Source organism: Enterococcus sp. PLH-Efm8 (genome assembly GCF_053011625.1).
Genome location: NZ_CP172568.1, coordinates 876,186 through 897,592, shown reverse-complemented (window position 1 = coordinate 897,592; position 21,407 = coordinate 876,186). Strand labels below are relative to the sequence as shown.

22 protein-coding genes and 2 pseudogenes are annotated in these 21,407 nt (G+C 36.4%); 8 read left to right on the top strand and 16 right to left on the bottom strand.

Annotation, left to right across the window (positions count from 1 at the left end):
- Window position 1 precedes the first annotated feature (1 nt).
- Window positions 2–1,120, bottom strand: coding sequence for an AI-2E family transporter (locus ACIFUW_RS04495; protein ID WP_002290821.1), 1,119 nt, complete (start codon window positions 1,118–1,120; stop codon window positions 2–4).
- Window positions 1,121–1,261: 141 nt separating this feature from the next.
- Between ACIFUW_RS04495 and ACIFUW_RS04490 the strand changes: the two genes are divergently transcribed.
- Window positions 1,262–1,696, top strand: coding sequence for a GNAT family N-acetyltransferase (locus ACIFUW_RS04490; RefSeq protein WP_002290819.1), 435 nt, complete (start codon window positions 1,262–1,264; stop codon window positions 1,694–1,696).
- Between the two features lie 77 nt (window positions 1,697–1,773).
- On the opposite strand, the gene ntdP is transcribed toward ACIFUW_RS04490, so the two are convergent.
- The 3 genes from ntdP to recX all read right to left on the bottom strand — a co-directional run bounded on the left by ntdP (window position 1,774) and on the right by recX (window position 4,369).
- Window positions 1,774–2,307: a nucleoside tri-diphosphate phosphatase gene (ntdP, locus tag ACIFUW_RS04485; RefSeq protein WP_002290817.1), complete on the bottom strand. Its 534-nt coding sequence runs from the start codon at window positions 2,305–2,307 to the stop codon at window positions 1,774–1,776.
- Window positions 2,308–2,400: 93 nt separating this feature from the next.
- Window positions 2,401–3,579: an A/G-specific adenine glycosylase gene (gene mutY / locus ACIFUW_RS04480; protein WP_002296955.1), complete on the bottom strand. Its 1,179-nt coding sequence runs from the start codon at window positions 3,577–3,579 to the stop codon at window positions 2,401–2,403.
- Window positions 3,572–4,369, bottom strand: coding sequence for a recombination regulator RecX (recX, locus tag ACIFUW_RS04475; protein WP_002295398.1), 798 nt, complete (start codon window positions 4,367–4,369; stop codon window positions 3,572–3,574). Before recX ends, mutY begins: the two co-directional genes overlap by 8 nt.
- 106 nt (window positions 4,370–4,475) lie before the next feature.
- Between recX and rlmD the strand changes: the two genes are divergently transcribed.
- Window positions 4,476–5,858 (top strand): 23S rRNA (uracil(1939)-C(5))-methyltransferase RlmD, encoded by a 1,383-nt coding sequence (rlmD, locus tag ACIFUW_RS04470; RefSeq protein WP_002295399.1) that lies wholly within the window; start codon window positions 4,476–4,478, stop codon window positions 5,856–5,858.
- Window positions 5,859–6,031: 173 nt separating this feature from the next.
- Here the strand turns inward: rlmD and ACIFUW_RS04465 are convergent, their stop codons facing one another.
- Window positions 6,032–6,610 (bottom strand): lytic polysaccharide monooxygenase auxiliary activity family 9 protein, encoded by a 579-nt coding sequence (locus ACIFUW_RS04465; protein WP_002292856.1) that lies wholly within the window; start codon window positions 6,608–6,610, stop codon window positions 6,032–6,034.
- Between the two features lie 321 nt (window positions 6,611–6,931).
- On the opposite strand from ACIFUW_RS04465, the pseudogene ACIFUW_RS04460 reads away from it, so the two are divergent.
- Window positions 6,932–7,228 (top strand): annotated as a pseudogene (locus ACIFUW_RS04460) (TspO/MBR family protein); the annotation flags it as partial.
- A gap of 10 nt (window positions 7,229–7,238) precedes the next feature.
- Here ACIFUW_RS04460 and ACIFUW_RS04455 read toward each other — a convergent pair.
- Entirely contained in the window at window positions 7,239–8,198 is a 960-nt protein-coding gene (locus ACIFUW_RS04455) for an IS30 family transposase (protein WP_002301399.1), read from the bottom strand.
- A gap of 92 nt (window positions 8,199–8,290) precedes the next feature.
- On the opposite strand from ACIFUW_RS04455, the pseudogene ACIFUW_RS04450 reads away from it, so the two are divergent.
- Window positions 8,291–8,467: pseudogene (locus ACIFUW_RS04450) on the top strand (TspO/MBR family protein); the annotation flags it as partial.
- A gap of 107 nt (window positions 8,468–8,574) precedes the next feature.
- On the opposite strand, the gene ACIFUW_RS04445 reads toward ACIFUW_RS04450, so the two are convergent.
- From ACIFUW_RS04445 to ACIFUW_RS04425, 5 genes are all read right to left on the bottom strand, one after another.
- Window positions 8,575–9,801, bottom strand: a complete 1,227-nt coding sequence (locus tag ACIFUW_RS04445) for an LCP family glycopolymer transferase (RefSeq protein ID WP_002295400.1) — start codon at window positions 9,799–9,801, stop codon at window positions 8,575–8,577.
- 753 nt (window positions 9,802–10,554) lie between these two features.
- Complete coding sequence (locus tag ACIFUW_RS04440; protein ID WP_002292860.1) at window positions 10,555–10,755, bottom strand: cold-shock protein; 201 nt, start codon at window positions 10,753–10,755, stop codon at window positions 10,555–10,557.
- Between the two features lie 133 nt (window positions 10,756–10,888).
- Window positions 10,889–11,497 (bottom strand): superoxide dismutase, encoded by a 609-nt coding sequence (locus tag ACIFUW_RS04435; RefSeq protein ID WP_002298541.1) that lies wholly within the window; start codon window positions 11,495–11,497, stop codon window positions 10,889–10,891.
- A gap of 84 nt (window positions 11,498–11,581) precedes the next feature.
- Window positions 11,582–12,052: a GtrA family protein gene (locus tag ACIFUW_RS04430; protein ID WP_002292862.1), complete on the bottom strand. Its 471-nt coding sequence runs from the start codon at window positions 12,050–12,052 to the stop codon at window positions 11,582–11,584.
- A gap of 47 nt (window positions 12,053–12,099) precedes the next feature.
- Window positions 12,100–13,014, bottom strand: coding sequence for a cation diffusion facilitator family transporter (locus tag ACIFUW_RS04425; protein WP_002318002.1), 915 nt, complete (start codon window positions 13,012–13,014; stop codon window positions 12,100–12,102).
- Window positions 13,015–13,159: 145 nt separating this feature from the next.
- On the opposite strand from ACIFUW_RS04425, the gene ACIFUW_RS04420 reads away from it, so the two are divergent.
- The 4 genes from ACIFUW_RS04420 to ACIFUW_RS04405 all read left to right on the top strand — a co-directional run bounded on the left by ACIFUW_RS04420 (window position 13,160) and on the right by ACIFUW_RS04405 (window position 17,633).
- Window positions 13,160–13,963, top strand: a complete 804-nt coding sequence (locus ACIFUW_RS04420; protein ID WP_002348731.1) for a DUF1189 domain-containing protein — start codon at window positions 13,160–13,162, stop codon at window positions 13,961–13,963.
- 177 nt (window positions 13,964–14,140) lie between these two features.
- Window positions 14,141–15,088, top strand: coding sequence for a phosphoglycerate dehydrogenase (locus ACIFUW_RS04415; protein ID WP_002289148.1), 948 nt, complete (start codon window positions 14,141–14,143; stop codon window positions 15,086–15,088).
- Between the two features lie 206 nt (window positions 15,089–15,294).
- Window positions 15,295–16,254 (top strand): IS30 family transposase, encoded by a 960-nt coding sequence (locus ACIFUW_RS04410; RefSeq protein ID WP_002301399.1) that lies wholly within the window; start codon window positions 15,295–15,297, stop codon window positions 16,252–16,254.
- A gap of 83 nt (window positions 16,255–16,337) precedes the next feature.
- Complete coding sequence (locus tag ACIFUW_RS04405; protein WP_002297185.1) at window positions 16,338–17,633, top strand: ISL3-like element ISEfa5 family transposase; 1,296 nt, start codon at window positions 16,338–16,340, stop codon at window positions 17,631–17,633.
- A 109-nt stretch (window positions 17,634–17,742) separates the two neighbouring features.
- Here the strand turns inward: ACIFUW_RS04405 and ACIFUW_RS04400 are convergent, their stop codons facing one another.
- From ACIFUW_RS04400 to liaF, 5 genes are all read right to left on the bottom strand, one after another.
- Window positions 17,743–18,036, bottom strand: a complete 294-nt coding sequence (locus ACIFUW_RS04400; protein WP_002318627.1) for a HesB/YadR/YfhF family protein — start codon at window positions 18,034–18,036, stop codon at window positions 17,743–17,745.
- 27 nt (window positions 18,037–18,063) lie between these two features.
- Complete coding sequence (locus tag ACIFUW_RS04395) at window positions 18,064–18,729, bottom strand: potassium channel family protein (protein WP_002289151.1); 666 nt, start codon at window positions 18,727–18,729, stop codon at window positions 18,064–18,066.
- Window positions 18,730–18,868: 139 nt separating this feature from the next.
- Window positions 18,869–19,501 carry a response regulator transcription factor gene (locus ACIFUW_RS04390; RefSeq protein WP_002348688.1) on the bottom strand — a complete coding sequence of 211 codons (633 nt, stop codon included), beginning with the start codon at window positions 19,499–19,501 and terminating at the stop codon, window positions 18,869–18,871.
- 6 nt (window positions 19,502–19,507) lie between these two features.
- Window positions 19,508–20,575: a two-component system sensor histidine kinase LiaS gene (gene liaS, locus ACIFUW_RS04385; protein WP_002348689.1), complete on the bottom strand. Its 1,068-nt coding sequence runs from the start codon at window positions 20,573–20,575 to the stop codon at window positions 19,508–19,510.
- Window positions 20,572–21,303 carry a cell wall-active antibiotics response protein LiaF gene (liaF, locus tag ACIFUW_RS04380; RefSeq protein ID WP_002295408.1) on the bottom strand — a complete coding sequence of 244 codons (732 nt, stop codon included), beginning with the start codon at window positions 21,301–21,303 and terminating at the stop codon, window positions 20,572–20,574. Before liaF ends, liaS begins: the two co-directional genes overlap by 4 nt.
- Between the last annotated feature and the right edge of the window lie 104 nt (window positions 21,304–21,407).

Sequence of the window (21,407 nt, the reverse complement as noted above, 5' to 3'; positions counted from 1 at the left end):
CCTACGAGGTCGTAGCAATTTTCTTCTTGTTTTCATTTTGCTTGTCTTCTTTGACGATTTTGATTATATAGGAAATGATCGTCTTGCAGATTGCGTAAAAAGGAACACCTAAGAAGATACCAAGCAATCCGGCAATATTTCCAGCTACTAGAAGAACGATAATGATCGTTAATGGATGGATTTTCAGTGATTTCCCAATTACATTAGGATAAATGATATTCCCATCCAACTGTTGGACGATTAGCACAACCACACAACAAAGTAATGCTTTTACCGGATCATTGAAGACTGTTACTAGAAATGCAGGTGCTAGTCCTAGATAAGGTCCTAAATATGGAATTAGGTTTGTCAATCCCGCAATGACCCCAAATAAGAAAGCATAATCCACACCAATTACCATATATCCTAAAAATGTGAAGGTACCAACGAATAAACATTCGATTGCTTGTCCGCTAATGTAATTAGCCAATGTTTTATTCAGTTGCCCCAATAACTCCACAATTTGGTTTCTTCTTTTTTCTGGGAAAAACTGTTGGATGTTTGGCACTAGTTTTTCTCCGTCTTTCAACATATAGAACAAGATGAATGGTGCTGTAATGATTACTACGGTTGCCGAAGCGATCGTTCCAACGATCGAACCTAAACTATTGGATACTCCACTAAGGAATTGCTGAATGATTGTCCCGTAAGAAATGTCTAATTGCTCAAAATATTTATTGATATCTACTTCCTTGAACAAAGGCAATTCGGCTACCTCTTTTAACCAGCTTTCTACCTGTTTGATGAAATCAGGCATATTAGATGCCAATGAGGAAATTTGCTGTACTAGACTTGGGATGACACTAAGTAAAATCCAAATAATTGCTGCAACTAAAAGGAGCAGCACAATTGCGACAGCCCATATTCTTTTGATTTTTGCTTTCATCAACAGCTTGACAATAGGATTCAATAAATAGTAAAGAAAGCCTGCAATCAGTACAGGTGCAAATAACGTGGAAAAAAATGTCCCGATCGGTTCGAAAATAAAGTTTATTTCTGATGAAATCATGATCAATGCAGCTATGATCAATAATTCAAGCGACCAAAACATTAGTTTAGACTGTCTAAGTTTTTCAAACAATAGATTTCCTCCTTTCTTTCTTACTAGTATATATTATATTCGTTAAAAATTCTTTTATTCTTTTTTTATTTTTGAAAACTTGCCATACTTTTTATTTGTTTTATTTTCCAGTATACTATACGAAAGGAAGGTGGCTAGACCATGAAAGTTGTACAAACAAAAGATACAATGAGCAATATTTACTTAGATGCTGTACGGATCAGGCATCAAGTTTTTGTAGTCGAACAGGGTGTGCCTTTGTCTCGAGAAATAGACAAAGATGAAGCCCATTGTATCCACTTCGTCCTGTACTCAGATAAAAAAGAACCGCAAGGAACTGTACGTCTTTTGCCTTTAGAAAACGGAAAAATGAAATTACAGCGGATGGCGATTCTTTCTGAATACAGACACCAAGGGTTAGGAAAAATATTGATTGAAGAAGCAGAAAACTTTGCTAAGAATCAAGGCTATAATACGATTTTATTAGGGGCACAGTCCACAGCTGAAACTTTTTACGAAAAACTAGGATATACAGCTTACGGCGATCCTTTTGAAGATGCTGGCATGCCTCATATTTATATGAAAAAGACTTTATAAAAATTTATTTCGAAAAAAGCAAAAAACAGCAAGCTTTTGAGAAAAATCTCTCACTGGCTTACTGTTCTTTTTTGTGTTTACTTACGCGACAATTGCTTGTAACGGTTATACCAAATATCAATATAGCCTTCCGAGAACGGGCCATCTCCATTATTGATCCAGTCAACCAGAATCTTCACATTTTCTTTTAGGATGAAGTCAATATCGTTCGGGTAATTCATCATTTTGCTGTGCATCTCATATTCATCGACATCCAATAGTCGTTTCTCGCCGTCAGGAAATACCTTGATATCCAAGTCATAGTCGATATATTTCAAGGCCTCATCGTCCAGCAAAAAAGGTGAAGCTAGATTACAATAATAGGAAACCCCCTTTTCTCTGATCATTGCTATTACATTGAACCAGTATTTTTTATGAAAATAAACAATCGCTGGTTCGCGCGTTACCCATCGGCGTCCATCAGATTCAGTGACTAATGTGTGATCATTCACGCCGATCATAGAGTGTTCGCTTGTTTTTAATACCATGGTATCTCGCCACGTTCGATGCAATTTGCCGTCGTGCTTGTAACTTTGGATCGTCACAAACTCTCCTTCTTTTGGAACTCCCATAGCAACCCTTCCTTAAGCAGCATTTTGTGCTTTGTGTTTGGGTGTTCATTACACCGACATCATAATTATTATATCAATAAAAATGAGCTTTGCCTAGAAAGGATTCCTATTGTTTCGATTTTTCTCTAACTGATCTACCAGTTTCATTTGGACCTTAGGAAAAACGACCGAATCAAATGCATCAGGCTTCAACCACTTCGAAGTTTTGTTCTCGGTAAATTCTTGTTCTGCTCCCTCGGTTGCCCGTCCGTAAAAAAGGAGAACATGCCATTTCAGATGACTAAAAATATGAGTAACTTCTCCTAAATGTCGTGTCTGCCAAACAAAGAGTTCCTGCTTTTCAAATGGGAGATTTTGCTCTTCTTCTGCTACTAGGTCATCAAACAGATCGATTTCTGGCTTTGTTTCCCATTCTTTTTTCAATCGCTCATACTCCTCTTGTGTCACTTCCATCATTGGAAATGTCCACATATTCGCCAGCAATTTTTGGCTATCTCTTTCTTCAAAATAATACGCTCCAGAATGATTTTGAAGAGCTGCACTGATATAATAAACGTCTTTTGGCTTTGCTTTTTTTGTTTTTACAGGAAAACTCGTTTGGATTCCTCGTTTGTTAGCTAAACAAAAGGCTTGGATCGGACAAGTCTCACACTTTGGAGAAGTTGGTGTACAGATAGCTGAACCTAGATCCATCATTGCTTGGTTGAATTCACCTGGATGCTTTTCATCAATGATTTTCCGCATCGCTTCATCAAAGATTTTCCTGCTAGAAGCTTTTGCGATGTCTGCTTCAATGCAAAACAATCTGCTGACTACTCGCATCACGTTGCCGTCAACTGCAGGTTCTGGAAGTCCAAATGCGATACTTGCAATCGCGCCTGTCGTATATGGTCCTATTCCCTTCAATGAGCTAATTTCTTCAGGCGTTTGCGGCATTTCCCCATCAAATTCTGACATGATCTGTTTAGCAGCAGCTTGGATGTTCCGGGCTCTTGAGTAATAACCAAGGCCCTCCCATGCTTTTAAAAGCTTTTCTTCTGGAGCATTTGCTAGCTCTTCAATTGTAGGAAACCATTCCATGAAACGATAAAAATAATCGATCACTGTGTCTACTCTGGTTTGCTGAAGCATGATCTCAGAGATCCAGATACGATAAGGATCACGATTATAGCGCCAAGGCAGGTTTCTTTTTTCTTGTTCATACCATTGAATGAACTGATCTTGAAATTCTTTTGTTTCTTTATCTGTCCATTTTTCCCATTCTTTATTCACTTTCCTCTTCCTTTTCCGTAATGAATCGCTGGATCATATCCAAATCAAATCCTTTTTGATATAAGCTTTGCTTTACTTTTAGATTTCTTTTTTTAGGTTCAAACCTTAAATTTCTTCGCCATAGTTTATCTCCTTGTTTGACTAAATAATCATATTCTATTTCTTGATCTGCTTCTTGCGGAAGATCAGCTATCGCTTGTTGGATCACTTCTTGAGAAAAGCCTTTCGTCATCAATGTTTGTTGGATTTTTCTCAATAATTCTTTTTGGCTTTTTCCGTGATTTTTTCCAAACGCTTTTTCGGCTGTCTGATGTGCATTTTGAACTTGGTCTTCAAATGTATATTGGCTGAGCGCTTGTTCAATGATTTCAGGTTTCAAACCTTTTTGCTGCATCTGCTGCGCTAATTTCTTTGGTCCTTTGTCACTTAAGCGCATATTCGTGCGCACATAACTTTCCCCATAGACCAAATCATCGACAAGGTCCAATTCTTTTAAGCGGGCTACGATTTTATTTCGATCTTCTTGAAGGATTTCCTTTTCTTTTAAGTATGTTCGGATTTCTTTTTCCGATCGCAACTGATAACTTAAGTAATTCATTGCTAGGTGAAAACCGAAATCAGCTCCGCTACTCTTCTTGATCTCTTGGATAGTTTCTTCGTCTAATTCCCGTCCTTTTAATAATCGATAGCGTACTAATACATCTTCAGATACTTGTAAAGCTTCTCCTTCAGATAAATCTACGCGATAGAAAGGGCCTTTGCCTTTACTGATTCTCGTAACGGTTAACATAAACATCCTCCTCGAACATATATTCTCTATCATACCACAGAAAATCCCCGTAATCAGGTATTATATGTTAGAATAAACCACAGAAAAAAGAAAAAGGGAGATACTTATGGCAGAAACAATTGTCAAAACTGGACAAACGGTTCCTTTGAAAATCAAGCGTTTAGGCATAAATGGTGAAGGAATCGGTTATTTCAAACGGTTGATCATATTTGTTCCATATGCACTACCAAAAGAAGAAGTACTAGTGAAAATCACGAAAGCAACTCCTCGCTATGCAGAAGGAGAATTAATAAAAGTCAAAAAAACAAGCAAAGATCGCGTAGTGGCACCATGTCCTGTTTACTATGAATGCGGTGGCTGTCAATTACAACACTTAGCTTATCAAGCTCAATTGGATTTTAAAAAGGATCTGCTTTTGCAAGCATTGGAAAAATTCAAACCAGCAGGCTTTCGATCTTATCAACTTTTGCCGACGATCGGGATGGATGAGCCTTGGCATTATAGAAACAAAGCACAATTTCAGTTACGAAAAAATAAGCAGACTCAAAAAATTGAAGCTGGTTTATACGAAGCAAACTCTCATCAGTTAGTCCCTATAACAGACTGCTTGGTTCAAGAACCTCGAACACAAAAAGTAATGAATACTGTTGTTCAACTATTGAATAAATTTGATGCACCCATCTATGATGAACGGACAAACAGTGGAATCTTCCGCACAATCATGGTTAGAATCGGTGTTAAAACTGGGGAGTTACAAGTTGTTTTTATTACTCGCAGTAAAAAATTCCCGCAAAAAAACGCAATGATCCGTGAGATCAATGAACGACTGCCCGAAGTTGTTTCAATCATGCAAAATGTCCAGGCACAAAAAACGTCTCTCGTGATGGGGGATGAAACGATCCACTTATGGGGAAAAGAAGCCATTGAAGAACAAATCAATGAAGTGACTTTCGATCTTTCTCCTCGTGCCTTCTTTCAACTCAATCCTCAGCAGACCGAATTGCTTTATGGCGAAGGAATCAAAGCATTAGATGTCCAGCCTAATGAAACGATCGTGGATGCTTATTGCGGAGTTGGGACGATCGGCTTAAGTGTAGCAAAACAAGCCAAAGAAGTACGGGGAATGGATACCGTTCCTCAAGCAATCGCTGATGCAAAAAAAAATGCGGAAAGATTAGGATATCACAACACTCGATATGAAGTCGGGACAGCAGAGCAAGTTCTGCCTAAATGGTTGAATGAAGGTTTTCAGCCTGATGGTATCATCGTAGATCCACCACGTACGGGTTTGGATAACGCATTGATCCAATCATTATTGAAATACCCTCCAAAAAAACTTGTTTATATCTCCTGTAATGTTTCTACACTTGCCAGAGATCTGGTTAATTTAAGTAAAAAGTTCAAGATTGAATATTTACAGTCCGTCGACATGTTTCCTCAGACTGCACGTTGTGAAGTTGTCGTGAAGATGACGAGACTCGCTGACTAAATGAAAGAGGTTGTGAAAAAGTCTGCCCTGTATCAAGTAATAAGAACAGCCAAACAAAAATAGCTCTTCATGTTTTATGAATACTGTACTTGTGACCGAAGAGTTAACAGGAGGACACTATTTATTTAAAAAAAGGGTTGTGACATAGTTTTTGTCACAGCCCTTTTTGATTATTATTGGATATTCACGTCTATCACTTGATAAAATGCATTTGTCGTATCGCTGATATTCCATACTGCTAAAATCACATTATATCCTTTTCGATCCTGCGGAAGTGTGATCGTTTGGTTGACTGTTTTTGGTGGAACAGTTGCTTTGTCGTCTATTTTTGTGATCAATTCAAAATCACTAAATTTCAAAGGTTGATTAGGATTCCAAGTTGGTTTGGTAATGTAGTAATCCCAAGTACTTGTCCGATGTTGTGCTGTTAAATTCCAAGTAATATTTAATGTTCCTGGATTAACCATGTTTTTATGCCATCTGTTAGATGTCTGTTCATCTAAAGGCTCAAAGCCGCTGACTCCTGCACTAGCAATTTTTCCATCAATGAATGTATTTTTGGTAGCTTCGATACTTTGCGGTTCCCATTGTGCTCTTCCGACATTTTGATTTAAGTTTCCTGCTGCTGATGTTCCTAGGTATGCACGGCTTCCTGGAGAAGTAATATAACCATGCGCAAAACCTGGAATGCTAAAACCGAACAACCCTAAACTAACTAACCCAATAAACAATAACGTACTAATCTTTTTCATGTAGAAACCTCCTTCATTTGATAACCACATTGTAAACGCTTTATTGTATTAACACAAACATTATGCTTTTATAATTTTATGTTGAAGTAAAAAAGGTGAAAAAAGTAAGATGCAGATTATAACAGAAGTAGACGAGAAAAGTACAAATAGAAAACATGAGAATCAAATCATATGATCTTTTTCAAAAACATCATTCATATAAACAAATGTTCAACTTTTTAATAACAACAATTATCAATTTTTTTCTTACTTCACAAACTAAATACAGGTCTTGCTGTGAGCCTTCATGGTAAACTACTATTATAGAAAGGAGTTAGTAAAATGAAGATGATAAAAGATATTCGTTTTTGGGTTTGTGTTATAGGAATTGTCATATTAGGCTTTTTATCAGGGTTGCTTAGCGGAAATCCCGGAGAATATTACTATTCTTTGCAACTTCCACCATTTGCACCACCTAGCTGGATATTTGGGCCGATGTGGACCTTACTGTATATATTGATGGGTATTTCTCTTTATTTGTTACTTAATCACAACAACAAAAAACAGCGAAACAATCTTGTCGGTCTTTTTGTGATTCAGTTCATTTTTAATTTTATATGGTCTGCTCTATTTTTTAATTTCTTAATTGTCAAATTAAGTTAGACAGATCATCAATACTTACGTAACTCAAAAATACTTCCAAAGGTGTTCGATAATCCAGTGATTTTCTAGGAATATTATTTCGTTTAGATGCGACAGATTGAATAAAAAATTCATCTACTGAATTGAAATCCATAGATTTCAATAAACCATCTCTACGTAACAATCCGTTAGAATTCTCGTTTAGGCCTCTTTGAGACGGCGTTCCTGGATCAGCGAAATAAATGGCAATATCATTGACATTACTGATCTGTTTCCAATTTGAAAATTCCTTTCCACAATCAAAAGTGATGGATTTGAATAGGTTTTTCGGTACAGATTCAAACCATTGATTTAATTTTTTTTCAATATCAATCGCTTGTCTACCACACGGTTTCAATGTGATGATAACTTTTGATAATCGTTCAACTAAGGTAATTACAGCACTTTTATGTTTCAGACCTACGATAGTGTCACCTTCAAGGTGACCAAACTCATTTGAGAATTGGCTATAATCCTTTTCACGTTCATGAATAGAGCGGCGGAAAGTTTGTTTTCCACGTCTTTCTTGATGTCCATTCGGTTTACGCTTGCCTTTCATCGGTAAGTCAGAAGAATCAAATAGCCCCTTTTTGAACATACGATAAATGGTACGAGCAGAACAACTAATAGGAAACGCTGCACGACCAACAATCACATCGGGTGTCCATCCTTGAACAACCTTTCTTTGAATATATTCTGATTGTTCCTCGGGTAAAACAAGCGGACGTCTACCACAGTTTGATTTGTTTTTCTTATACTGTTGATAATATTCTAAGGCTGATTTTCCTTGCTTGAAGAACAGATATACTTTATGGATCGTTTGTCTTGAACGATTCAAGCAATGGGCAGTTTTAGCAACAGATTGATTCATTTTGAAATAAGACTCTATTATTACAAGTTCATCCGTTGTAAGATGGGTATAGGTCATTTGTACTCACTCCTTATAATTCTTTGGTCGGAACTATTTTGAGTGTAGCACAAATGACTTTTTTAGTTGTCTAGCTTAATTTTACAATCGGCGATTTAAGAAATATTTTCATTGCAGCAATCGATATTACACTTTTAGTTATTTTCTTGTCAGTGCTTATGTATCAGTTGTGGCTACATCATCGCCTGGCAATGTGGCTCATGATTCCTTATTATTTATGGGTACTATTCGCAACTCTATTGAATTATTCAATTTATTTTTTAAACTAAGCGCTAAAAAGAGACGTCCTGTAATTTAACACATAGAAAAAGTGCCACCTAAGTTAGATTTTTTGTCTAATTTAGGTGGCACTCTTTATTAACCAAACTATTTTTTTCTAGTACCCACTTGTTGTTCCATACTCATTATTCTGGTCATAACCATAACCATTTTGTTCCTGTCCAGCGTAAGGATCATAACTTTGAGTATCTTGACTTGGTGTATAGTACTGACTTGTATCTTCTGTTTGCTGATAATAGGTATTCGGATCTTGGTACTGATCATATGTGTTTTCTGAATAGGAAGAATAATCGGTGTACCCTTCACTATTCGATCCATCACCGTTTGTCGAATCGCCATCTTCCGAATCATCAAAGAACATCATTGAAGCATTCTCATTTTTCAAATTAGGTAATGTATCGCTTGTTTTTATATTTAATTGTTTCTTCAGTTCATTTTGGATCGAAAGAAGATCATTTTTTCCTAAAATTTGATAGTAGATATCATTGATCATTTGTCCTTCGCCTTGCAACTGGTCTTGTTTGATTGTTTCAAACGCAGGGGTGTAGTTCGTCGCTACATCAAGCATGTCATCCCAATCTAAGTCCGTCGTCACATTGTTCTCAACTGCTTTTAAAATTTTTCTATAATTGCTTACGCCATCTAAACTTAAAACTTTATTGACGATTTTCGTCACTACTTCCCGCTGACGACGTTGTCGACCGATATCGCCTTCTGGATCTTCGTGTCGCATTCGAGAATAGGCTAAACCTTTTTCTCCATTCAATGTTTGTTCACCTACTGGTACATGGACACCATCCAAAGTAAAGTCAATTTTATTATTCACTTTGATGCCACCGACCGCATTGATCAAATCTTCCATGCCATCCAAATTGATCGTTACATAATGATCAATAGGAATATCGAGCAGTTGCTCAATTGAATCCATGGCCATTTCGACACCACCAAATGCATAGGCATGATTTAATTTATCTACCGTTCCATAACCTACGATATTCGTATAAATATCTCGGTCCAAACTGATGATCGTTGATTTTTTTTGTTTCGGATTAACTGTTACTACCATCATCGTATCAGAACGTCCTTGTTCCGTTCTTCCTAATCCACCGGTATCTAAACCTAATAGCAAAACCGAAAAAGGTTCTTTGTCATCAATGCTTACTCTCTCAGAACGTTTGGAGGATATTCGATTAGAGTTTTTAGAAATTTTGTTTACTGTTTGGCTCGCTTCTCCCATAAATCTGATTCCGTATGCTGATAATCCGGCAATCAGCAAAACAAATACCCCTAACAAGGTTAATAGAACTTTTTGCCATCGCTTCATAATACACCTCTGTTTCACATTTTCTAAAATATTGTCTCATATAACTGTTCAATCAGCAAATTCACTTTTTAATCATAAGAAAACTTTAAAAAACATTTTTGTGTAACGATTACTATTTTTTAAAATTTCTCAAAATTCTTAACTATCATACCATACCGTGAAAAAGATCGAAAGACCGAATACACGCAGTTCGCAATCGTTTTATCTTTTTTTACGTATTTTTTCCAGAAAAAGCGAACAACAAGGTATTTTCCAAATAATCGTGCAGTAAAATGATCGCACATACCTTTCCCATCTTTTTAACAGTCTTTGCCTACCGTTCAGATTATCATTCGATTTCACGAAAATTTCTTCCTATGACTGGTCCTTTTGTTAAACCCATCTTCTATTCGTTTTATTTCCAGCTCACTGCATGGCTCTTAAAATGACTCGAACTAGTGATTTCATTACCATCATCTTTTAATGGATAGATATGCTCCTCTTCAAAGTAAAACGATTTTCTTTTAAAGTAATAGAATTGACATGGTAATGAGTATGTATACTAGTGGTTTCACAAATGGTCTTTTATTCAACATCCAAAAACTGAAATTTCTTTAAAATCCATTACTAACGAAGAAAATGTTCCTTGCTTGATAATTAGTTAGGACATGTCAAGTGAACAAATGCATTTACTTAGCCAAAAAATCTAAAAACTTCATAAATAGACAAAAAGACACGACTCTCTAAGAAGTCGTGTCTTTATTCAACAAATTATTATAATTTAGTCACTTCAGCAGCTTGAGGTCCGCGTGCACCTTCAACAATCGTGAATTCTACTTCTTGACCTTCTTCTAGGCTCTTGAAGCCGTCTCCTTGAATTGCTGAGAAATGAACAAATACGTCATCTCCGCCGTCTACTGTAATAAACCCAAATCCTTTTTCATTGTTGAACCATTTAACCGTTCCGTGTTCCATAAATGTATAGCCTCCAAAAAAGTTCTTGCAAGTAACCTTGCAAGAACATTATACCCAATTTAGAAAACGCTAGCAAGCTTTCGCTCTTTTATTTTCCAAATTATTTTTAAGACTGATATGACGGAGGAAATGGTTATTTTGCTGCTTCGAAACGTTTGTTTACTTCATCCCAATTAATAACATTCCAGAATGCTGCAATATAATCTGGTCGGACATTTTTATATTTCAAATAATAAGCATGTTCCCAAACGTCCAAACCTAGAATTGGTGTCTTTCCTTCCATCAATGGAGAATCTTGATTTGCAGTAGAGGTAATAGCTAATTTTCCATTTTCCATTACAAGCCAAGCCCATCCAGAACCAAATCGTCCAGCGGCTGCTTTTTTGAATTCTTCTTTAAAAGAAGAAAAATCACCAAAAGCTTCATTAATCGCTTCTTTTATTTCTCCTGTAGGTTCGCCACCAGCATTTGGTGCCATGATTTCCCAGAAAAATGAATGGTTAGCATGTCCGCCACCATTGTTACGTACAGCTGTCTTGATATCTGTTGGAATAGCGTCCATATCAGATAATAATTCTTCTATTGTTTTTTCGCCTAATTCTGGGTATTTCTCAATTGCTGCATTTAAATTCGTCACATAAGTATTGTGATGCTTATCATGATGCAGATGCATCGTTTCTTCGTCAATATAAGGTTCCAATGCGTCATATGCATAAGGTAGATCTGGTAATGTGTAAGTCATAAAAAAATTCCTCCTCAATGTTTTCTTTATAATGTCTACATTACAAAGAGTAACAAAGAGAAGGAAATTCTTCAATTGTTATGCCTAGTCGTCTTTTTCACTTTGACCTACTTCTTCTTCAAAAACCTCAGTTTCTTTAAAAATAAACAACTTGCTGAAAATATAGTTCGCTAGGATAACAATAATTTGAGTGATGATTTTCGCCACATACTCATTGCTGTTCATAACATTGATCAACAATACCATTGCCCCCATGTCCAATCCGTAAGAAAGGATACGGTAGAAGAAGAACTTACCGCATTCAATAAGTGCATGTGTAAAATTCGGTGATTTTGAATGGAATACCCAAAGTTTGTTCGTTACAAAAGCAAACAATACAGAACAAAACCACGAAATAGAATTGGATAAGGCCATACTTAAATCAAAATATTGGCGTGCGAGAGCAAAACTAACAAAATTTACAATCGTAGCCAAACCACCAAAAAAGAGATAGACTAGTATCTCCCAATATCCTTTTGCTTCTAAATATCCTTTTAACTGTCGATACTGCTTCATGAGCCAACCTACCTTATTAAAAATTCTTATTTATCATACTCTATATTTCAATAACTTTCATCTTTATTTAAAAAAATTAATTTTTTTTGATCCTTTGCCTTTGTCTCTGCTTGGATCGTCACATGTGTAATACCATATTTTAATTTTAATAAAGAAATTATACGAGGATATATCTTTTCAATCTCGCTTAGTAGCTGATCTTCAAAATCAATATGTCCGTCGAAAATAATTATCTTTTCGCTATACTGCCAAATATGGACATGATGAACATTCTTTACCCCATCGATTGCTTCAATTTCTTGTTCCATTTTTTCATAGTCAATAGCAGGTGCACTTTGTATCAAAATAGCGGCAGCTTTTTTGATCACCATTATCGCTTCTATCAATATATATATCGAAATGATCAGTGTAATAACTGGATCGATCCAGTAGATATCGAAAAAACGGATCAAAATTGCTCCGATAATCACACTTACCGAAGACAGTGTATCACTTAACAAATGCAAATAACTAGATTTTATATTCAAACTTTCATCTGCTTCTTGTCGTAATAATAATACTGAGAACAAATTCGCGAGCAATCCAATAACTGCTACTGTTAGCATCAAATGACTATTTATCTTTTCTGGTGAAGTGAACCGCTTGAATGCTTCAACGGTTAAAAACAAGGATAATATGATCAATATGAATGAGTTGATGAAAGCACTCAATATTTCTAAACGCTGGTAGCCATACGTACGTTTTTTATTTGCTTCTTTTCGGGCCATTTTTTGTGCCCCGTAAGAAAAAATAATTGCCAATGTATCACTAAGGTTATGGAAAGCATCTGAAACAAGAGACAAACTCCCTGACATAATCCCTCCAATAAATTCTGATAAAGTGATCACCGCATTCAAAACCACTACTCCAAATAGTTTTTTTGATGATCTCTGTGGCTGTGTAGGCACTATTCCTTCCTCCATTTTATTTATATTGGATAGTCTTTAGACAAGAATAACATTTTTTTGATATTTCACCAATCATTCAGATGTTTCCCTAAAGCACTTGTATTTCACTTGATACTTCGCTAGAATTGCAAGTGATGACACTACTAGATGAGGAGTACTTATGACAACAAAACAATTAATTATCAGTTCCTTTATACGATTCAAAGACCTAAAGGAGACGAGAAATGTCCCATTTTGGAAAGCCATTGTCTATCTTTTAGTTTTGAGTATAATTATGGCTTTGCCAATCTCTTTTCAAGTTTTTCAAGTCTTAAACAACATTCAATTGGATGGGCAAAAGATTGCTACTCGCATTCCTGATTTTACAATCCAAAACGGGCAGCTTCAAACCGAAGAAAAAGAAGGATTCATTTACCAAACAAACTCCATTATCTTCACATTTGATCCAGAGGGAAAACGAACAGAACAGGACATCTCTACTGATTTGATGGGGAATTTTGTTAGTGTCGGGATGTTAAAAAACAAACTTATCATAGCTCTTCCTAATACAGGCACGACTTCTGCTTTGTTGAACAATAACCAATTAGAACTTCCCTACACCAATGAATCTTTAAAAAACTTAACAGGTAAGGAGCTCCGTTCTTTTTTAAGTAAAGCATCTATACCACTTTGGATAAAAGTCCTGACATTTATATTTTCTATTTATCCTAGTTTTCTGAATCTGCTGATCACTTTGCTATTTACCAACATTGCTGCTTTTCTCTATGCACGCTTTCGACTAACAAAAGCTACTTTTCTTGATTGTTTAAAAACATTGATCTATTCAATTTCATTGCCTACTATAATTGCAACAATCTTGATGGTCTTTCTTCCTTCTTTTGACACAAGCGCCTTCATTGCTTTTGCAGGAATCTTTATTTTTGCTCAAGCTGTCAAAGGATGGGCAAAAATATCGATCAATTAAGAAATAAAGACAACTCGTTATTTCTACTTCAATAGACCCTTTTAGAGGTTGTGACATTTTTTTGTCACAGCCCCTTTTTTATTTGAAAAATATTTCTTTCTCAAAAAACAAGCAAGGCGCTTCAAAGTTCTTCTTGTATGCGCTACACTTAGAGTAAAGAAAGGCGGGAAATTAACTATGTCAGAAAGAATCATTTATGCAGATCGTCCATTTCGTGATGAATTTATCGAAGAAATCCATACTATAGCGCCTGGTTATATCTTTAAAACAGAATTACAACCAGAGGATCTACAAAATGTAGAGATCAGTTTGGGCTGGAACTCAGACTACCAAGAAAAACTATTAGCCTCTTCTACCTTGAAATGGGTCCAATCTATCTCAGCTGGTGTTGATCAGCTACCCCTTGAGACTTTTTCAAAGAAACATATTTTACTTTCAAATGGTAGTGGCATCCACAGTGAATCGATTACGGAGCATGTCTTAGGAATCATCCTTGGGTATTCTCGTGGTCTTTTTCAAGCACAAAAAGCACAGAGTGACATGAAATGGTTAGGTTCATCGGTCCATTACCAATCTATCCAAGGAAAAAAAATACTAATCATTGGAACTGGCCATATTGGAAAAATGATTGCAAAAAAATGCAAAGCATTAGACATGAACTGCTATGGAATCAATACATCCGGTCATCCAGCAGAAGGAATGGAAAAGACTTTTTCTTTAAATCAACTAAAGGAAGTTCTTCCTGAAGTAGATTTCGTAGTCAATATCTTACCTCTAACGGAGGAAACAACTGGGCTCTTTGATCAGCATATGTTTGAACACTTTGATCCAAAATCTGTATTCATCAATGTTGGCCGTGGTGCTTCTGTTAAGACACAAGATCTGGTGCAGGCTTTAAATAACCAGCAACTTTCCTTTGCAGCATTAGACGTTTTTGAGGAAGAGCCTCTTCCACAAGATCATCCTCTTTGGAAAATGGACAATGTACTGATTACTTCCCACATTGCAGGTTTGACACCTGATTTTCAAAAGAAATTAATGGCTATTTTTTTAACCAATCTGAAAAGCTACTTTGCCACCCATGAGCTTCAAACCAATCAAGTAAAATTGTCTGCAGGATATTAATAGCTGAAAACAATATTTTCAAAAGAACAAAGAGAAGGTGACAAAACTGGCTCTATAATTTATGGGACTGATGAATCAGAATTGATTCTTCAGCCCCATTTTTATTTTAGGTACGCCGATTGTAAAATTAAGCTAGACAACTAAAAAAGTCATTTGTGCTACACTCAAAATAGTTCCGACCAAAGAATTATAAGGAGTGAGTACAAATGACCTATACCCATCTTACAACGGATGAACTTGTAATAATAGAGTCTTATTTCAAAATGAATCAATCTGTTGCTAAAACTGCCCATTGCTTGAATCGTTCAAGACAAACGATCCATAAAGTATATCTGTTCTTCAAGCAAGGAAAATCAGCCTTAGAATATTATCAACAGTATAAGAAAAACAAATCAAACTGTGGTAGACGTCCGCTTGTTTTACCCGAGGAACAATCAGAATATATTCAAAGAAAGGTTGTTCAAGGATGGACACCCGATGTGATTGTTGGTCGTGCAGCGTTTCCTATTAGTTGTTCTGCTCGTACCATTTATCGTATGTTCAAAAAGGGGCTATTTGATTCTTCTGACTTACCGATGAAAGGCAAGCGTAAACCGAATGGACATCAAGAAAGACGTGGAAAACAAACTTTCCGCCGCTCTATTCATGAACGTGAAAAGGATTATAGCCAATTCTCAAATGAGTTTGGTCACCTTGAAGGTGACACTATCGTAGGTCTGAAACATAAAAGTGCTGTAATTACCTTAGTTGAACGATTATCAAAAGTTATCATCACATTGAAACCGTGTGGTAGACAAGCGATTGATATTGAAAAAAAATTAAATCAATGGTTTGAATCTGTACCGAAAAACCTATTCAAATCCATCACTTTTGATTGTGGAAAGGAATTTTCAAATTGGAAACAGATCAGTAATGTCAATGATATTGCCATTTATTTCGCTGATCCAGGAACGCCGTCTCAAAGAGGCCTAAACGAGAATTCTAACGGATTGTTACGTAGAGATGGTTTATTGAAATCTATGGATTTCAATTCAGTAGATGAATTTTTTATTCAATCTGTCGCATCTAAACGAAATAATATTCCTAGAAAATCACTGGATTATCGAACACCTTTGGAAGTATTTTTGAGTTACGTAAGTATTGATGATCTGTCTAACTTAATTTGACAATTAAGAGTATTAAAAAACATATCGTTCTCTAGTATGATTAAATCACGACAAAATAAACAACTGAGAGGACGATATGCTATATGAATGATTCTATCAAAAAAATGCTGCGATTAATAGAGAAAGATTTGATGATTACAGAGGTCTCTTACGAGACCTTTCAGAAGAAAAAGACGTTGATCGTCGATGCTGTTTTCTCACCTGCTCCCCATACCTGTAGAAATTGTGGTTCTACTGTGGTAGATGGAAACGGGAAAGTAATTGTAGTGAAAAATGGGAAGAAGGAAACGATTGTCCGCTTTGAACAATACAATCACATGCCTTTGGTTATGCGCTTAAAAAAGCAGCGCTATACCTGTAAAAACTGTCGAACCCATTGGACGGCTCAAAGTTATTTTGTTCAACCCAGACATTCAATCGCGAATCATGTCAGATATAAAATTGCTTCTTTACTGACTGAAAAAGTATCTTTATCTTTTATTGCGAAAAATTGTCAGGTATCTTTGACCACCGTTATTCGTACGTTGAAAGAGTTTAAAAGCTACTTACCAAAGCAATCTAAGAGGATTCTCCCCAGAGTATTGATGGTTGATGAATTTCGTTCGCACGCTTCCATAGAAGATAAAATGAGCTTTATTTGCGCAGATGGCGAAACAGGACAATTAATTGATGTCTTGCCTACGCGTAAATTGCCTCGATTAACAAGCTATTTCTTAGGCTGCGCTAATCCTGAAGAAGTAAAATTTTTAGTCACAGACATGAACGCCGCCTACTTCCAGCTTACCAAACGTATTCTGCCAAATGCGAAAGTAGTGATTGATCGGTTTCATATTATCAAACACATGAATCAAGCCTTTAATGAGTTGCGTATCCGTGAAATGAATGAACTTCGTAAAGTAGGACAGAAAAGTCAGGCAGAAAAACTGAAAAAGAACTGGCGCTTTTTGCTAAAAAATCGTGCAAACATCAACCATTATGAATACAAAACATGGAAAAGTTTTCGAGCACCAAAATACCCATTTCTTACGGAAGCGATGATGATTGATCGATTGCTTGGCTTTTCTACGTCCCTGAAGGAGGCGTATCCCTATTTTCATGAATTAGTTGAAGCCTTTCGAGACAAAGACCCTGACTTATTTTTCTCCTTATTGGCAGAACTTCCCGAAACGTTAGATGACGGCTTTCGGGAAAAGCTCCAAAACCTTCTGACCTATGAAGAAGGCATCACCAACGCGATGATCTATCCTTACACCAATGGAAAAATAGAAGCGAAGAATACCCATATAAAGACAATGAAACGAGTATCCTACGGATTTAAATCATTTGAGAACATGAGAATTAGAATCTTTTTGATCAATCAATTAATCAAAGTAAGATAACAAAAAATCTGAGCCAGAATGAGGTTCATTCTGACCCAGATTTGATTTTGTACAACCCATCAGTCCTTATTGACAAAGAGCCACAAAACTTGTGTCACCCTCTCTTTTTTTATTGTTTTTTAAAGTGATAGGTTGGCTCCTCCAGGTTGGGATCATAATCAACAAGTAAATCATATCCTTTAAAGAACCATTCATCTGCTTCCTCGATAAAAAAAAGTGTCCCATCCATTTCCACTTTCTTTACAGGATGTTCTGGCTGTTCAACTGACATTCCAATCGAAAAACCATCATGAACCTCTGTTTTGCCGTAGACTTTTCCAAAAAAACGTATTCCGTAAGTTTCTGGCAGATCAATTTCTGAGTCAAACCACTTTTGTGCTTTTGGCGTTACCGTTAATTCCATCCCAACAACCTACTTTCTCTTTTCTTTCTATTGATTCATCTTATCGTCTAGAATATCCACATCGCCTGTCTCTCCAATCACCAGTAGATTATCATTTTCGCGAACATATTCATCTGCTGCAGGAGAAGCGATAACCGTTTGATCTACTCTTCGTATGGCGACTACTGTTAAGTCAAAACGTTGCCTGAAATTTAATTCAGCTAATGTTTTGTTGAAAAATTTAGGATTGGAGACTCGGATTTCTGCTAAAGAATATTTATCTGACAGCTCTAAGTAGTCTAGAATATTCTTTGATACTAAGTTATGTGCAATCCGTATCCCCATGTCTCGCTCAGGGTGTACGACACGATCTGCTCCGATCTTCTCTAGTACACGGGCATGGTACTCATTTTGGGCTTTTGCTAAAATATTCGGTACGCCCATTTCCTTTACCATCAGAGTAACTAAGATACTGGCTTGGATATCTTCTCCAATAGCGACAATTACATGATCGAAATTTCTTATACCTAATGAACGAAGTGTCATCTCATCCTGTGCATTTGCCACAACAGCATGAGTGGCTATATTCATATATTCATTGACTCGATCTTCATTACTGTCAATAGCCAGTACTTCTTGTCCAGCTTCGATCAGTGTACGGCAGATGCTTCCGCCAAATCGTCCAAGGCCTACAATTGCAAAATTTTGTTTCACCATTTTCCTCCTTTAGTATCTTCTTTTCTCAGTATAACAAAGCCTTTCCAAAAACAAAAGCAAGCATCATTATTGTAAAAAAGCCAAGAAAAATAATAGTTATTTTCTCAGCTTTTGATTATCCTCTTTATCATCGTTTTTATTTCACCAAACCATGTTTAAACGCATAGATAGCTGCTTGAGTTCGGTCTTCTACCTCTAACTTAGCTAATATATTCGACACATGCGTTTTAACTGTTTTCAGTGTGATAAACAATTCATCCGCGATTTCCTGATTACTTTTCCCTTCAGAAATCAGCATCAAAATTTCATTTTCTCGATTCGTTAATTCTTCATGCAATACTGGATCATTTCGCCGACTCATTTTTTCCATCATTTTTGTTGTCACTTCAGGTTCCAATACTCGCTCGCCGCGTTGCGTAGCCCTTATAGCATCAGCTATTTCATGTGCGGTAGACGTCTTCAACAAATATCCTGCTGCTCCTGCTTCAATTGCAGGATAAACTTTTTCATCATCAATAAAACTTGTGACGATAATGATTTTGGCTTTTGGACAATCTTTTAAGATTGCTTTTGTTGATTCGATGCCATCCATTTCTTCCATGACTAGATCCATTAAAATGACATCTGGTCGAAGTGCCATCGCCTTTTCATAGCCTTGACGTCCATTTTCAGCTTCTCCAATCACTTCAATGTCTTCTTGGATAGATAAATAAGAAGAGACGCCTAAGCGTACCATTTCATGGTCATCTACTAATAAAACTTTTATCATCTTTATCTATGCCTCCTTCATCAAAGGGACCTTGATCTCCACGCTCGTACCTTGCCCTTTAAAACTAATGATTTTTACTGTTCCACCAATACCAGCTACTCGTTCTTTGATATTGTTCAATCCATAACTTCCCGTTTTGGTTTCATTCATATTAAATCCTGTCCCGTCGTCAATGATACGTAATAAAAGATTGTTATCTATTTTATGCAAATAGACTTCTAATTCATTAGCCTTAGCATGTCTTAATGTGTTTGATAACAATTCTTGAACGATTCGGAACAAGTGATCCTCAATGGAACTAGTTAATTTTACATCTTCTACATCCCATTTTAGCGAAATCTGGATTTTATTCTGCAATTCCTTCAATAACTGCTCAATGCCTTGTTTTAAACTTTTTTCTTCTAAATTGACTGGACGCAGATGAAGAAGCAGCGCACGCATCTCAGACTGGGAAGCGTTGATGATCTCTGCCACCATTTTCAACTGCTTACGGAACATTTCTGGTGTCTCACTTTTTTCTGCTTGCTCCGTCAATGCCGACATCATCATCATCGCTGCAAATAATTGCTGTGAAACTGAATCATGAAGCTCACGAGCTAATCGATGCCTTTCTAATTCTAAAATCTCTTCTTTGGTTTGTCCATCTACATATTGAGGACGGCTAGTCATAATCTGTAATTCACTGGATACTTCGATCATTTTTTCTTTTATTTTAGCAATTTCCATATCAATATCTTTGATGTACAGATCATCCGACGCGCTTGGGATCGGCTGATGCAAAAGTTTGGATTCATAATTGCCAGAAGAAAGTGCACGAAGCTTTTCTTCGATTTTCCCGTATTTTGCCTTTTGAATAAGTGATAACAATAGAAATACGATCAATCCTACACCTAATGAAATTGCCATCAAATGGAAGATAAGCGGAACGTATAATAAACGCGCACGCAGCAATTCTCCCCACCAATGACTTTGGTTACTGGCATAAAAATAAGTGAAAAGTGAAAATAGAATAATAAGGAAAGCCGCAATCCCCGAATAAACAGCTAGCATTGCTTTGGATATTCTTCCCATCATATTCGTATCACCTCGACATCTCCAACCAAGGTATTGGTAATGATCTTCAATCTGCGAGGATTTTCATCATAATCACTGCTGCAGATTTTGATCTGTTCGTTTTTTAAGGAAAACTGCTCTTCTTCAAACAAGACATTTCCTACTAATGTCGCATGCTCTAAACGAATAGCCACTCCCAGGGGTACTAAGATCCGTGTTCTGCCTATCCCTTTTCTTACAATCACAATATTATCATCTTTTGGCAAAAGTGTATTACCCAAATCGATGATAGTATCACCAGAAATGATGGCAATGTTGATATCATCCCATTCATAGACGTCGTTTCCAATACGTTGGTTACCAAATAATTGCTGTCTTTTACGCTCATTATTATGTGTTTTTAATTGCTCTGTTTGGACCATCATGATCTGTTTTTTTCGCCAAAAAGCATTTTTTGTCAAATCTATTCCTGAAATCTCTACACCTTTCAGCCCGATAAATAAAACGGCCAATACAACCATCATCCATAAAGCAGGACTGTTGACTAAGCTAAAAAAAATGACCAAGCTCCCTAAGATCAATTGAAAATTTTGAAATTTAGTACGAGGATATTTGCGCATAGCTAGATATATATTGAAAATACCGAATATTACTAAAAGCAAAAGTCCAGTATTGTTTACGATTTGCCAAACAGCAAATAACAGCAGCAGTGCTTCGACTACCACAAAAAAACGCCAAGAACTATTCATCGCTTTTTCTCCCTCCTGACACATTCTCATTTCATCATACCTATTTTTTTGACTGTTGGCTATAGGACTTTAGATGTAAGATCGTTCAGTGAAACCTGCAATAC

Coding starts and splice junctions, on each gene's coding strand:
- ACIFUW_RS04490 (WP_002290819.1), top strand. CDS start 1,262: ATGAAAGTTGTACAAACAAAAGATACAATGAGCAATATTTACTTAGAT.
- ntdP (WP_002290817.1), bottom strand. CDS start 2,307: ATGGGAGTTCCAAAAGAAGGAGAGTTTGTGACGATCCAAAGTTACAAG.
- recX (WP_002295398.1), bottom strand. CDS start 4,369: ATGTTAACCGTTACGAGAATCAGTAAAGGCAAAGGCCCTTTCTATCGC.
- rlmD (WP_002295399.1), top strand. CDS start 4,476: ATGGCAGAAACAATTGTCAAAACTGGACAAACGGTTCCTTTGAAAATC.
- ACIFUW_RS04465 (WP_002292856.1), bottom strand. CDS start 6,610: ATGAAAAAGATTAGTACGTTATTGTTTATTGGGTTAGTTAGTTTAGGG.
- ACIFUW_RS04455 (WP_002301399.1), bottom strand. CDS start 8,198: ATGACCTATACCCATCTTACAACGGATGAACTTGTAATAATAGAGTCT.
- ACIFUW_RS04445 (WP_002295400.1), bottom strand. CDS start 9,801: ATGAAGCGATGGCAAAAAGTTCTATTAACCTTGTTAGGGGTATTTGTT.
- ACIFUW_RS04440 (WP_002292860.1), bottom strand. CDS start 10,755: ATGGAACACGGAACGGTTAAATGGTTCAACAATGAAAAAGGATTTGGG.
- ACIFUW_RS04435 (WP_002298541.1), bottom strand. CDS start 11,497: ATGACTTACACATTACCAGATCTACCTTATGCATATGACGCATTGGAA.
- ACIFUW_RS04430 (WP_002292862.1), bottom strand. CDS start 12,052: ATGAAGCAGTATCGACAGTTAAAAGGATATTTAGAAGCAAAAGGATAT.
- ACIFUW_RS04425 (WP_002318002.1), bottom strand. CDS start 13,014: ATGGAGGAAGGAATAGTGCCTACACAGCCACAGAGATCATCAAAAAAA.
- ACIFUW_RS04420 (WP_002348731.1), top strand. CDS start 13,160: ATGACAACAAAACAATTAATTATCAGTTCCTTTATACGATTCAAAGAC.
- ACIFUW_RS04415 (WP_002289148.1), top strand. CDS start 14,141: ATGTCAGAAAGAATCATTTATGCAGATCGTCCATTTCGTGATGAATTT.
- ACIFUW_RS04410 (WP_002301399.1), top strand. CDS start 15,295: ATGACCTATACCCATCTTACAACGGATGAACTTGTAATAATAGAGTCT.
- ACIFUW_RS04405 (WP_002297185.1), top strand. CDS start 16,338: ATGAATGATTCTATCAAAAAAATGCTGCGATTAATAGAGAAAGATTTG.
- ACIFUW_RS04400 (WP_002318627.1), bottom strand. CDS start 18,036: ATGGAATTAACGGTAACGCCAAAAGCACAAAAGTGGTTTGACTCAGAA.
- ACIFUW_RS04390 (WP_002348688.1), bottom strand. CDS start 19,501: ATGATAAAAGTTTTATTAGTAGATGACCATGAAATGGTACGCTTAGGC.
- liaS (WP_002348689.1), bottom strand. CDS start 20,575: ATGATGGGAAGAATATCCAAAGCAATGCTAGCTGTTTATTCGGGGATT.
- liaF (WP_002295408.1), bottom strand. CDS start 21,303: ATGAATAGTTCTTGGCGTTTTTTTGTGGTAGTCGAAGCACTGCTGCTG.